Origin of the sequence: Microbacterium luteum (assembly GCF_015277875.1) — a bacterium.
Classification (GTDB): domain Bacteria; phylum Actinomycetota; class Actinomycetes; order Actinomycetales; family Microbacteriaceae; genus Microbacterium; species Microbacterium luteum.
The window spans coordinates 3,031,636-3,043,873 of record NZ_CP063814.1 but is presented as its reverse complement, the minus strand read 5'-3'; the positions used below and the strand labels follow the sequence as shown (position 1 = coordinate 3,043,873).

The window sequence follows — 12,238 nt, the reverse complement described above, 5'->3', positions numbered from 1 at the left end:
GACCGCGGCGACCGCGCCGCCGGTCACGCGGCGGCTCCGTGGCGGCGGGCGGGATGCGTTTCGTCTCGGCGCTGCGCTGCTCGCTCAACGACCGGCAAGGCCTGGACCTGGTCTCGGTCGTTGAGCGAGCGGAGCGAGACGAAACGCTGGTGCCGGTCGTTGAGCGAGCGGAGCGAGACGAAACGCGCCGGGGTCGACGCGGACGTCATCGCAGGAACGCGGCGGCGACGCCGGAGTCGACCGGGATGTGCAGGCCCGTCGTGCGGGAGAGCTCGGGCCCGGTGAGCACGTAGACCGCGTCGGCGACGTTCTCGGGCACGACCTCGCGCTTGAGGATCGTGCGGTTGGCGTAGAACTGGCCGAGGTCCTCTTCGGCGACGCCGTAGGTGGCGGCACGGTTCGCGCCCCACCCGGAGGCGAAGATGCCCGATCCGCGGACGACGCCGTCGGGGTTGATCCCGTTCACGCGCACGCCGTGCTCGCCGAGCTCGACCGCGAGAAGTCGCACCTGGTGCGCCTGGTCGGCCTTGGTCGCGGAGTAGGCGATGTTGTTCGGGCCTGCGAACACGGAGTTCTTCGACGAGATGTAGATGATGTCGCCGCCGAGCTTCTGAGCGATGAGGATGCGCGCCGCGGCCTTCGACACCAGGAAGGAGCCCTTGGCCATGACATCGTGCTGCAGGTCCCAGTCCTTCTCGGTGGTCTCCAGCAGCGGCTTCGACAGCGACAGTCCGGCGTTGTTGACCACGAGGTCGACGCCGCCGAAGGCGAGCACCGCTTCGTCGAACGCGGCCTGGATCGCGTCGGCCTCGGCGACGTTGGCGGCCACGCCGATCGCGACGTCGGTGCTGCCGAGCTCCGCGGCGGCGGCCTGCGCCTTCTCGAGGTCGAGATCCGCGACGATCACGCACGCGCCCTCGGCAGCCAGACGGGTCGCGATGGCCTTGCCGATGCCGGATGCGGCGCCGGTGACGAACGCGACGCGGCCCTGGTGGCTCTTGGGCTTCGGCATGCGCTGCAGCTTGGCCTCTTCGAGGGCCCAGTACTCGATGCGGAACTTCTCCGCATCCGAGATCGGGGAGTAGGTCGACAGGGCCTCGGCGCCGCGCATCACGTTGATGGCGTTGATGTAGAACTCGCCCGCGACGCGCGCGGTCTGCTTGTTCGCGCCGAACGAGAACATCCCGACGCCCGGGACGAGCACGATGAGCGGGTCGGCGCCGCGGATCGCGGGTGACTCGGCGTCGGCGTGGGCCTCGTAGTAGGCGGTGTAGTCGGCGCGGTACTCCTCGTGCAGCTCGCCCAGGCGCGCGATGGCAGCGTCGACGGATGCGTCGGCAGGCAGGTCGAGGATCATCGGCTTGACCTTGGTGCGCAGGAAGTGGTCGGGGCAGCTCGTGCCGAGCTCGGCGAGGGCGGGTGCCTTCTCGGACGCGAGGAACTCCAGCACGACGTCGGCGTCGGTGAAATGCCCGACCATCGGCTTGTCGTGCGAGGCGATGCCGCGGATGGTCGGAGCCAGCGCGGCGGCCTTCGCGCGTCGCTCGGCCTCGGGCAGGGCGCCGAAGCCGGCGCGCTCGGCGCCGAAGGGCGCATCCGCACCGTGCTCGGCGATGTAGGCCGCGGCGGTGTCGATGATCCACAGCGAGTTCTTCTCGGACTCCTCGGAGGTGTCGCCCCACGCGGTGATGCCGTGGCCGCCGAGGATGCAGCCGACCGCCTGCGGGTTCTTCGCCTTGATCTCCGCGATGTCCAGCCCCAGCTGGAAGCCGGGGCGACGCCACGGTACCCACACGACCTTGTCGCCGAAGATGGTCGCCGTCAGCTGCTCGCCGTCGGCGGCGGTGGCGATCGCGATGCCCGAATCCGGGTGCAGGTGGTCGACGTGGGCGGCGTCGACCAGGCCGTGCATCGCCGTGTCGATCGAGGGAGCAGCGCCGCCCTTGCCGAACAGGCAGTGGTCGAAGGCCGCGACCATCTCATCCTCGCGCTCGAGGCCGGGGTAGACGTTCACGAGCGAGCGCATGCGGTCCAGGCGCAGCACCGCGAGACCCTTCTCCTGCAGCGTGCCGAGGTCGCCGCCGGACCCCTTCACCCACAGCAGCTCGACCGGCTCACCGGTGACCGGGTCGATCTCGGTGCCCTTTGCCGAGGTGTTCCCCCCGGCGTAGTTCGTGTTCTTCGGGTCGGCGCCCAAGCGGTTGGAACGGGCGATCAGGTCGGCCGCGGCGGGATTCGTCATGACGTTTCCTTCGTAGGGATCGTTCGGCTGCGGTTCCGCAGTCGTGAAGTGCGGGTTACGGGGTCGTCGCATCCGCAGAAAGCGACTGCGGAGCGCTGGTCGTGGGAGTCGTGCGGGTGGGGCGGGGATCGGGATCGGGATCGTGCGAGGCAAGGGCCAGGATGCGCGCGGCGAAGCGCTCGATCGACGGTTGCGCGGCTCCCTCTTCCGGGCGGTTGAGGTGCCCGTGCTGGGTGCCCGGCTCGGTGGAGCAGGCGACGTCGACGCGGGCGGCTCGCAGGGTCTGGGCGAACGCCTCGCCCGAGACGCGCAGTTCGTCGACCTCGTCGTTGATCATGATCGTGGGCGGGAAGCCGGCGAGCTCCGCTGCCGACGCCAGGCCGGGCGCGGCGTAGACATCGGCGGTCGACACCGGTGCGCCGAGGTAGTTCTCGTACATCGCGCTCACGACGTCGGGTCCGAATCTGTCGGCGTCGGGCTCGGCGTCGAGAGCTGCGCGCAACGCGTCGTCGGGCGCGGGTTGCACGGGGTGCAGCGTCGGATAGGCGAGCACAAGGAGCGGGGGTGTCTCGCCGCCGGCGTGCAGGGTCTTGAGGGTGGCCCCGGTGGCGAGATTCGCGCCCGCGCTCGCGCCGCCGAGCGCCCACGGGCCGGTCGTCAGATCGGATGCGGCCGCCCACGCGTACGCGAAGGCGACCTCCTCGCGCGCGACCGGGTACCGGAACGGCGGCGCCAGCCGATAGTCCACCGACACGACCGCGATGCCGAGCTCGGCGAACGCGCGCGCGACCCCGTCGGCCTCGGGCATGTCGAGGTCGCCGTGGGCGAACCCACCGCCGTGCGCCCACACCAGGCCGGCGGCTGCCGGTGCGGCGGGGACGTAGGTGCGCACGCGCAGCGGGCCGTGGGGCCCGTCGAGCACGCGGTCGGCGACGGTGGTCATCGGATCAGGCGCCCCAGCCGGCCTGCGTGCCGCCGACCCGCTCGGCGACGATCTTCTGCTGATACCCCGAGGCGGCATAGGCGGCCATCGGGTCGGCCGGCAGTCCCCGCGACTCGCGCCACTGCGCGAGCGCCGGACGCACGTCGGTGTAGAACGCATCCATGAACACGGCGTTGGCGGCGAGCACGTCGTTCGCGGCCTGCGCGGCGTCGAGGGCCTCCCGGTCGACGAGGAGCGCCCGGGCGGTCATCTCCTGCACGTTGAGAACGGAGCGGATCTGGCCGGGGATCTTGTCCTCGATGTTGTGGCACTGATCGAGCATGAAGGCCACGTCGGGGTTGTTCAGTCCCCCGCCGCGGATGACCTCGAACAGGATGCGGAACAGCTGGAAGGGGTCGGCTGCGCCGACGATCAGGTCGTCGTCGGCATAGAAGCGGGAGTTGAAGTCGAACGAGCCGAGCTTGCCGAGGCGCAGCAGCTGCATGACGATGAACTCGATGTTGGTGCCGGGCGCGTGGTGGCCGGTGTCGAGGCACACCATCGCCTTGTCGCCGAGCGTCGCGACCTGGGCGTACGAGGTTCCCCAGTCCGGAACATCGGTGTGGTAGAACGACGGCTCGAAGAACTTGTACTCCAGCACCAGGCGCTGGTCGTCGCCGAGGCGCGCGTAGATCTTCTGCAGCGAGTCGTTCAGGCGGTCCTGCCGGGCGCGCATGTCCATCTGGCCGGGATAGTTCGATCCCTCGGCGAGCCAGATCTTGAGGTCACGCGACCCGGTCGCATCCATGATGTCGATGCACTCGAGGTGGTGGTCGACCGCCTTCTGGCGGATGCGGTCGTCGTGGTGGGTGAGGGCGCCGAACTTGTAGTCCTCGTCCTGGAACGTATTGGAGTTGACCGTTCCGAGAGTGACCCCGAGGTCTTCGGCGTAGGAGCGCAGCTCGGCGTAGTCGTCGACGGTGTCCCACGGGATGTGGAGGGCGACCGACGGCGCCAGCGCGGTGTGCTTGTTGACCTGCGCGGCGTCGGCGATCTTCTCGCGCGGGTCGCGCGGCGTGCCTTCGGTGGTCCACACGCGGAAGCGGGTGCCGGAGTTGCCGAACGCCCAGCTGGGCAGCTCGATGCCCTGGCCTTCGAGCTGGGTGAGGATGTCGTCGGACAGCGTCGTCATGATGCAGTGCCTTCTTCGGTCGGAGCCGTGCCGGTGGCAGCGAGCTGGTCGTGCAGGTTGAAGATCTCGGTGAGGGGGGTGGCGGCCTGGTCGGGGCGACCGGAGAGGTCGACGAAGAATCGGGACATGTCGGCCTCCCATCGCGCGGCGACCTCGCTGCCGGCGAGGTAGGCCTGCGCCGCGTCGTCGTCGTCGGTCTCGTAGTAGCCCACGAGGCGGCCGCCCTCGGCGAGGAAGAGGGAGTAGTTGCGGCGCCCGGCGGCGGCGATCTCGACGAGCATCTCGGGCCAGACCGGAGAATGGCGGGCGATGTACTCGTCGAGGAGCTCGGGCTTGATCTGCAGTTCGAAGCAGACCCGCGTCGGGGTGTGGCTCGTCATCGAGTAGCGCTCCTCAGGCGTCTATGAATCGATTCAACGATAAGCCAGTGCCGCGTGATGCGCAAGTCCGCCGGAGGGTAGGCGTTGCGGGGCGGAGGCATGTCCCACTTTCGGTCGGCATGGCGGCTCTTAGCCTCGATCCACCGATGGGCGGGGGCGCTGAGCGAGCGTCGTGACGTAGAAATGCCCCTCTGATCAGGAAGAATAGAGCTTGTCTAAGGCCCCTATTCACCCGATCCGAGAGGCATCTCGTAGATGCAATTCAAGCACGCTCCTGCTGGGGTGTCCGCGGTGTTCGACGATCCGAATCTCGTGTCGGCCGCGGGGCTGGTGCCGATGCTCCGTCTGGCGCGTTCCGCGGGGCTGGACGAGCTCGCGCGTGAGCGGTTGAGCGTCCCGGCGGACAAGGGCGCCAACGCGGGTGCGAAGGTGATGGCACTGGTCGCGGGCATGCTCGCCGGGGCGGACTCGATCGACGACATGAACCTGCTCCGCCATGGCGGAATTGGCCGGTTGTTCGACCGGACGTATGCGCCGTCGACGCTCGGGTCGTTCCTGCGGGAGTTCCGGTTCGGACACGTCCGCCAGCTCGACGCCGTCGCCTCCCGGGTGTTCGCGAATCTCGCTGTCAACGCGCCGCTGCTCCGAGCAGGCGATGGCGAGCGGGTGATGGTCGATCTTGACGACACGATCATCGAGGTCCACGGATACCAGAAGCAGGGCGCCGGTTTCGGATACTCCGGCGTCCGCGGCCTGAACGCCCTCCTCGCCACGGCATCGACCACCTCGTCGGCGCCGGTAATCCTCGGGCAGCGGCTGCGGCAAGGGAAGACCGGGTCCCCGAAGGGGGCCGCACGGATCGTCGGCGATGCTCTGGCGACCCTGCGCCGCACCGGTGTCGCCGCAGGGACTCGGCCGCTGCTGCGGGCGGACTCCGCGTTCTACGGACACGCGACCGTCGGCACCGCGATCACAGCCGGCGCCGACGTGTCGGTGACCGTCAGGATGGACCCCGCAGTGAAGGCCGCGATCGCGACCATCCCCGATGACGCGTGGACGATGATCGAGTACACCGACTCGATCCGTGACGAGACCACCGGGCAGCTGATCTCCAAAGCCGAAGTCGCCGAGGTCCCGTTCACTGCGTTCCGATCGAGGAAGAAGGCCGAACAGGTCGCAGGACGGTTGGTGGTGCGCCGGGTCCCCGACCTGAACCCGCGACAGGTGCAGCAGCCGACGCTGTTCGACGTCTGGCGGCATCACGCGTTCTTCACCACCACAGCGAAGGACGTGATGGACACGGTGGCCGCGGACAAGACGCACCGCGGTCACGCGATCATCGAGCAAGTCCACGCCGACCTCAAAGCGGGGCCGCTCGCGCACCTGCCCTCCGGGGTGTTCACCGCGAACAGCGCCTGGCTGGTGCTCGCCGTGATCGCATTCAACCTCACCCGGACCGCTGGGGTCATCGCCGACCGGGTGGGACGGCTCGCGAGAGCAACGACCGCGACGATCCGCCGCACCCTGATCAACGTCCCCGCACGGCTGGCACGCTCCGCGCGCCGGATCACGCTCCACCTGCCCGAGGCCTGGCCCTGGGAGCACGCGTTCACACAACTCTTCAAGATCACGCACGCACCACCGCCAACGGTAACCACCTGACCATCGCCGCAACGCGGCACGACCGAGGACCACGTGGACGACCGGGATGCGACGCCCGGAACTCAACCCTGCCCTCGACACGTCACCGCGCACCGATCATGCCGCCCCGGCGCAACTACGGCTCATCGGTGGATCGAGGCTTAGGGACAGAAAGTGGGACATGGCGGAGGGCAGGTGGGCAAGTGGATGCCGAGAGGCGGGCGATGGATGCCTCTCCCGCGGCATGTCCCACTTATTGACGCCATGGCGGCTGTTGAGGACAGAAAGTGGGACATACCGCGGTGGGCGGATGCTGCGGGGCGGCATCATGTCCCACTTTCGGTTGGTATGGCCACTCTTGAGGACAGAAAGTGGGACATACCGCGGTGGGCGGATGCTGCGGGGCGGCATCATGTCCCACTTTCGGTTGGTATGGCCACTCTTGAGGACAGAAAGTGGGACATGCCGCGGTGGGAGTAGCTGGCCAGCGGGTGCGGCTCAGCGGGTGGCCTCTTCGAGGAGCTCCAGGATGTGGCGGTAGCCGACGCCGGTGGCGCGGGTCATGCCGAGCTCGCACGTGCGGTTGCAGGAGGCGTGGGCGTCGCCGGCCAGGGCGGCGACCTCGGCCGCCTCGGCGGCGGTGGCCGATGCGGTCAGTTCGGGATGCAGCATGCCGCGGTCGCCCGCGAACGCACAGCACCCCCACGCGTCCGGGGTGACGACCTCGTCGGCCACGCGCTCGGCGATCCGGCCGAGTGCGTCGTTCAGTCCCATCTGGGTGGAAGAGCAGGTCGGATGCAGCACCAGGCGTGACGCGACGTGCGACGCCGCAGGCAGGCGCGGCAGCACCTCGCGGTCGACGAAGGCGACCGCATCCTCCACCGTGGCGTCGAGGCGGGCGCCCGCGAGCAGGTGCGCGAAGCCCTCGGTGCAGCTGGACGCGTCGCTGACGATCGGCAGTCCGGCCGCAACGGCGGTGCGCACGGCGTCGACGACCCGCCTCTGCATCACGTCGCGCCCGCGCGGGAATCCCTTCGACGTCCATGGCGTGCTGCAGCACAGCGCCTCGATGTCGTCGGGCACGGTTGCGGCGATCCCCGCGCGGGTGAGCAATGCGGTGAACGCGGCGCTCGCACCCGCACCGCCGCCCGCACCGCCGAACATGCTGCCGACGCACGCCGGCAGGTACACCGCGACCGGCTCGGCGCCGGCCGCTCCGACGTGGCGCCCGAGTATCCGCCGCGCGCGGCCGCCCGCGGGAAGCTCGGCCGAGTAGCGCGGCACCGTGTCGGAGCCGGCGACGGCGCGCGTGGCATCCGTCACCGCCGTCACCGCACCGGCGGGTGCGGCGTCGGCCAGCGTCAGCGCACCGGAGCCCACGCGCGTGACCGCTCCCCAGCTGCGCGCGGCGGCGGTCCATCCGGTCTCGAGAATGCGGCTGCGGTTCTCGGTGCGAAGGCGCTTGACGAGGGAGCCGGTGTCGATGAGCACGGGGCACGCCGTCGCGCACATGCCGTCGGCGGCACAGGTCTGCAGGCCCTCGTAGGCGTAGTCGCGTTCCAGCTCGCGCCGCAGGTCGTGATCGCCGGATGCCCTCGCCCGCTCCATCGCGCGGCGCGTGACGATGCGCTGGCGCGGCGTGAGCGTGAGGTCCTTCGACGGGCACACCGGCTCGCAGTAGCCGCACTCGACGCACCGGTCGGCCTCGGCCTCGATCGACGGCGTGAGCTTGATGTGGCGCACGTGGGCGTCGGGGTCGTCGTCGATGATCACGCCGGGGTTGAGGATGCCGGCGGGATCGCACAGGCGCTTGAGCTCGCGCATGACGTCGTAGAGCTCGTCGCCGTACTGCCGTCGCACGTACGGGGCCATCGCGCGTCCGGTGCCGTGTTCGGCCTTGAGGTTGCCGCCAGCGGCCAGTACCAGGTCGACCATGTCGTCGGTGAACCCGGTGAGGCGGTCGAGCTGCTCGTCGGTCTCGAACCGGTCGGTGAGCATGAAGTGGATGTTGCCGTCCTTCGCGTGTCCGAAGATCACGCTGTCGCGATAGGCGTAGCGGGAGAACAGCTCCTGCAGTGAAGCGCACGTCTCGGCGAGGGTGGGGACGGGGACGACGACGTCTTCGAGGAGTGCCGTCGTGCCGCTTGCGCGAGCGCCGGCGACCGACGCGTAGAGGCCCTTGCGGAGCTTCCAGGCGCGGGCACGGATGGCCGCGTCGGTCGATAGGGGCGCCGGTGCGCGCAGCGGCTCGGCGCCGAGCGCGCGGTCGCCGACTGCGACGAGGCGGGCGAGGGCGTCGGCCTCGAACGCCTGGTACTCCACGAGCAGGGCGGCGTGGCGGTGCACGTCGAACCCGACGATCTGCGGTGGCGCGTCGGCGAGAGCCTGACCGACGCGCAGCGAGGTCGCATCCATCAACTCGACGGTGGCGGCGCCGGTGTCCACGAGAGCCGGGAGGGCGCGGGTCGCGGCGTCGAGGTCGTCGAAGACGGCGAGGGCGGTGGCGGTGTGAGGCCGGATCGGCACCGTGCGGAAGGTGGCCTCCGCGACGAACGCGAGGGTGCCCTCGCTGCCGATCACGAGGTGCGCGAGCAGGTCGGCGGGGCGATCGTGGTCGAGGAAGGCGTTGACGCCGTAGCCGATGGTGTTCTTCATCGCGAACTGGCGGCGGATGAGCTCTACCGTCGCGGGGTTCTCGGCGACTCGTCGCCTCAGCCGCAGCAGCCCGTCGACGAGGCCGGGTTCGGCGCGCTGCAGCGCCTCGTCGGCGTCGGGTGCGCCCGAATCGACCCGTGTGCCCGAGGGGAGCACGAACACCATCGACTCGAGGGTGCGGTAGGTGTTCTCGGTCGTGCCGCAGGCCATGCCGCTGGAGTTGTTGTTGACGACCCCGCCGATCGTGCAGGCGGCCTCGCTGGCGGGGTCGGGACCGAGCCGGTATCCGTGGCGCGCGAGGCGGGCGTTGACCTGACGCACGGTGGCGCCCGGCTGCACGCGCACGCGCCGGCCGTCGTCGAGCACGTCGATGCGGCGGAATCCGCGGCGCACGTCGACGAGCAGTCCGTCACCGGCGCTCTGTCCCGACAGGCTCGTGCCGCCCGATCGGAAGGTGACGGGGCGGCGCAGCGTCGACGCGGTTCGCAGCAGCCGAGCGACCTCGGTCGCGTCCGCCGCGGTCACCACCGCTTCCGGGGTGAGCAGATAGTGGGATGCGTCGCTCGCCTGGGCGACGCGGTCGATGGCTCGCGTGCTGAGGCGTGCGGGATCGTCGAGTTCCGCGGCGAGGCGGGAGAGGCCGGTGTCGGCGGAGGTTGCGGCCGTCATCGACTGCCGGCCTCGGACTCGCCCAGCCGGCGCACCTCGTCGAAGAGGTCGACGCCGCCGACCTGGCCTCCCTTCAGCAGGAGTTCCACGCCGTCGACGGCGGGGTCGTCGGCGTGGGCGCGCAGCAGCACGATGTTGCCGACCGGGTTCGCCGCGATCGACAGCGACCGCACGCCCAGCAGCGTCGTGATGCGACTGGAGGTGTCGCCACCGCACACGATCACCCGAGACGCGGCGCCCGCGTCGAGCACAGCCGCCACGATGTGGGCGCCGGCACGGGCGAGCGCGTGCAGCGGGTCGGCGTCGTCGAGGCGGAGGTGGTCGGACCGGAAGGCGACGCTGCGTCCGGCGCCGAGCGCGGTGATCGTGCGCGCGATCGCGGCGTCGCGGTCGGCGGCATCCAACGGCAGGGTCTCGACGAGCCAGCCGGCGTCGGCGGCGGCATCCATCTGGCGACGGGTCTGGGTCGACCGGCTGCCCGAGACGGCGAGCACGGGCCCGCGTGCCGGGGTGGCGGCCGGCGGCGGCGACTCCCGACCCGGGCGTGCCGTGGCGACGGCGAGACTCAGCCCGCCTGACCCGACGGCGAACACCGGCGTCTCGAGCGCCGCGATGGCGCGGCCGACGAGGGCGAGGTGGGCGGCGTCGGCGGCGTCGAGCACCGTCGCCGCGGCGGGGGAGGCCGCGAGGGCGGCCATCACCGCCGCCGACGAGGTGTAGCGGGTGAACGGGATCCCGTCGATCGGGAGGGTCGTCTGTCGCGACAGGTGGCGGGCGAGATCGGATTCGGTCATGGGCGTCGACGGGTGCGTCGACATCGTCGGCTGCCGGTCGAGGCGGTGCACGACGCCGTCTTCGGCTGCGAAGTGGTGCCCGAAGACGGTGTAGCGTCCGAAGTCCGGCTGGGCGAACAGCAGCGGGACGGGGCCGTCGCCGACGACGTCGCGGGCGATCTCGATCACGCGTCCGATGCTTCCGACGTCGGGGGAGGAGTCGGCGGTCGAGCAGGCCTTGTACTGCACGAGGGGCGGATGCAGCGCCGCAAGGGCCGTCAGCGCCGGGCGCACTTCGGCGTCGAGCGCCTCGCGCGGCAGAGACCGGGCGATTCCGGCGATGCCCACCACGTCGACGGTCGCGGCCGCCTCACGCAGCGCGTCGTCGTCGGGAAGGCCGACGAACAGCCGTCCGCTCCAGCCGGCGCGCGCGAACTGGAGGAGGGCGTCGACGCTGCCGGTGAAGTCGTCGCCGTAGAACCCGGCGCGCGGCGCGGCGCCGGCGGCCTCAGACACGAGCGGCCCCGAACGCCTCCGTCGCGCGGCGCAGGGCGGCGGAGCGCTCGAGGGCCGTCTCGACGCTCTCGCCCGCTGCCGCCGACGCCCACGCCTCGCGCATGCTCGCCACGCCGGCGCGCGCACCGTCGGGGTGCCCGTGGATGCCGCCGCCGGCGAGCACGAGCAGATCGGTGGTCCCCGTCTCGGCATAGGTGGCGTGCGCGAGGCCGCCCCACTGCCCCGAGGAGAGCACGGGCACGGTGGATTCGAGGCCGAGGAGGGGCTCCCGGACGGCGGCGATCGCATCGAGCACCTGCGCGTCGGTCTCGTAGAACTTGTTGGAGATGCCGTTGGTGTGCAGGTGGTCCGCGCCCGAGAGGCGTGCGATCTTCTGCCACGCGCGGAAGCCGATGCCCAGCTGTTCGGATCGGCTGATCGACCCGAACATGGCGCGGTGCCCGTGGATGGGCAGCTGCGAGCGGCGGCGGATGTATTCGAGGCCGGGCAGACCGACGAGGTTCACGCACACCATGATGCAGGTGCCGCCGGCGGCGAGCACGAGATCGTGGTTGGCTTCGAGCCGGTCGATGTCGTCGGTGATGTTGAACGCGTACATCGGCTTGACGCCGGTGCGATCGGCGTGGCGTTCGAGCACCGGCATCACCGCCGCGACCCGCTCCCGCAGCGGGGCCTGGGGGCCGTTGCCCTGCAGCTCGTCATCCTTGATGAAGTCGACGCCGGCCGCGGCGAGATCGCCCACGAGGTCGGCGAGGTCGGCCGGGGAGAGCCCGATGCTGGGCTTGACGATCGTGCCGATCATGGCGCCGTCGGGGCGGGACATCAGTCGTCGGGTGCCGGCGACGCCGAACTGCGGCCGGCGTAGCGCTCGGCGAACGCCGGAGGCAGGTCGAGGTCGACGAGCTTGATCGCCGACAGCTGCTTGATCTCGAACAGGTTCCCCGCGACGGCGGCCAGCAGGTTCGGCAGCGAGGGCCCGAAGTTCTCCAGGGGGAAGCGGATGCGCAGCCGAGCGCGTCGCCGCGTGGCCGGGTCTCCCACCGACCCGGGCAGCGGTGATGCGCCGGTCAGCGGGATCTCCTCGAGCGATTCGACCTGGGCCGCGAACCGCGCGCGCAGATCGTCGGACTCGCGCTCCACCCGCACGAAGGTGCCGGTCGACTGCTCGCCCGCGAGCACCTCGGCGGCATGCTCCAGCGGCAGGGAGGTCTCGATGATGTAGGTCGCGATGACGTGCGGCGCGGTCAT

The 12,238-nt window shown here is 70.8% G+C and carries 9 protein-coding genes; 1 reads left to right on the top strand and 8 read right to left on the bottom strand.

Going from position 1 to position 12,238, the window contains the following annotated elements; genetic code table 11:
• Positions 1 to 205: 205 nt before the first annotated feature.
• The 4 genes from IM777_RS14740 to IM777_RS14725 are packed head-to-tail and all read right to left on the bottom strand — an operon-like array spanning position 206 to position 4,736.
• Positions 206 to 2,242, bottom strand: coding sequence for a bifunctional aldolase/short-chain dehydrogenase (locus tag IM777_RS14740; protein ID WP_194383881.1), 2,037 nt, complete (start codon positions 2,240 to 2,242; stop codon positions 206 to 208).
• Positions 2,243 to 2,297: 55 nt separating this feature from the next.
• Positions 2,298 to 3,185, bottom strand: a complete 888-nt coding sequence (locus IM777_RS14735) for an alpha/beta hydrolase fold domain-containing protein (RefSeq protein ID WP_071045021.1) — start codon at positions 3,183 to 3,185, stop codon at positions 2,298 to 2,300.
• Positions 3,186 to 3,189: 4 nt separating this feature from the next.
• Positions 3,190 to 4,356 (bottom strand): L-rhamnose isomerase, encoded by a 1,167-nt coding sequence (rhaI, locus tag IM777_RS14730; protein WP_194383879.1) that lies wholly within the window; start codon positions 4,354 to 4,356, stop codon positions 3,190 to 3,192.
• Positions 4,353 to 4,736, bottom strand: a complete 384-nt coding sequence (locus IM777_RS14725; RefSeq protein WP_194383878.1) for an L-rhamnose mutarotase — start codon at positions 4,734 to 4,736, stop codon at positions 4,353 to 4,355. The genes rhaI and IM777_RS14725 overlap by 4 nt, the downstream gene beginning before the upstream one ends.
• A gap of 255 nt (positions 4,737 to 4,991) precedes the next feature.
• Here IM777_RS14725 and IM777_RS14720 point away from each other — a divergent pair, with 255 nt between their 5' ends.
• Positions 4,992 to 6,398, top strand: a complete 1,407-nt coding sequence (locus IM777_RS14720) for an IS1380 family transposase (protein WP_194383877.1) — start codon at positions 4,992 to 4,994, stop codon at positions 6,396 to 6,398.
• 477 nt (positions 6,399 to 6,875) lie between these two features.
• On the opposite strand, the gene IM777_RS14715 is transcribed toward IM777_RS14720, so the two are convergent.
• The 4 genes from IM777_RS14715 to IM777_RS17285 are packed head-to-tail and all read right to left on the bottom strand — an operon-like array spanning position 6,876 to position 12,238.
• Positions 6,876 to 9,701 carry an FAD-binding and (Fe-S)-binding domain-containing protein gene (locus IM777_RS14715; RefSeq protein ID WP_194383876.1) on the bottom strand — a complete coding sequence of 942 codons (2,826 nt, stop codon included), beginning with the start codon at positions 9,699 to 9,701 and terminating at the stop codon, positions 6,876 to 6,878.
• Complete coding sequence (locus IM777_RS14710; RefSeq protein WP_194383875.1) at positions 9,698 to 10,990, bottom strand: four-carbon acid sugar kinase family protein; 1,293 nt, start codon at positions 10,988 to 10,990, stop codon at positions 9,698 to 9,700. Before IM777_RS14710 ends, IM777_RS14715 begins: the two co-directional genes overlap by 4 nt.
• The gene (locus tag IM777_RS14705; protein WP_237673308.1) at positions 10,983 to 11,813 is read right to left on the bottom strand and encodes a RuBisCO large subunit C-terminal-like domain-containing protein; all 831 of its coding nucleotides are present in this window, start codon (positions 11,811 to 11,813) and stop codon (positions 10,983 to 10,985) included. Before IM777_RS14705 ends, IM777_RS14710 begins: the two co-directional genes overlap by 8 nt.
• Positions 11,813 to 12,238: a hypothetical protein gene (locus IM777_RS17285; RefSeq protein ID WP_228480839.1), complete on the bottom strand. Its 426-nt coding sequence runs from the start codon at positions 12,236 to 12,238 to the stop codon at positions 11,813 to 11,815. Before IM777_RS17285 ends, IM777_RS14705 begins: the two co-directional genes overlap by 1 nt.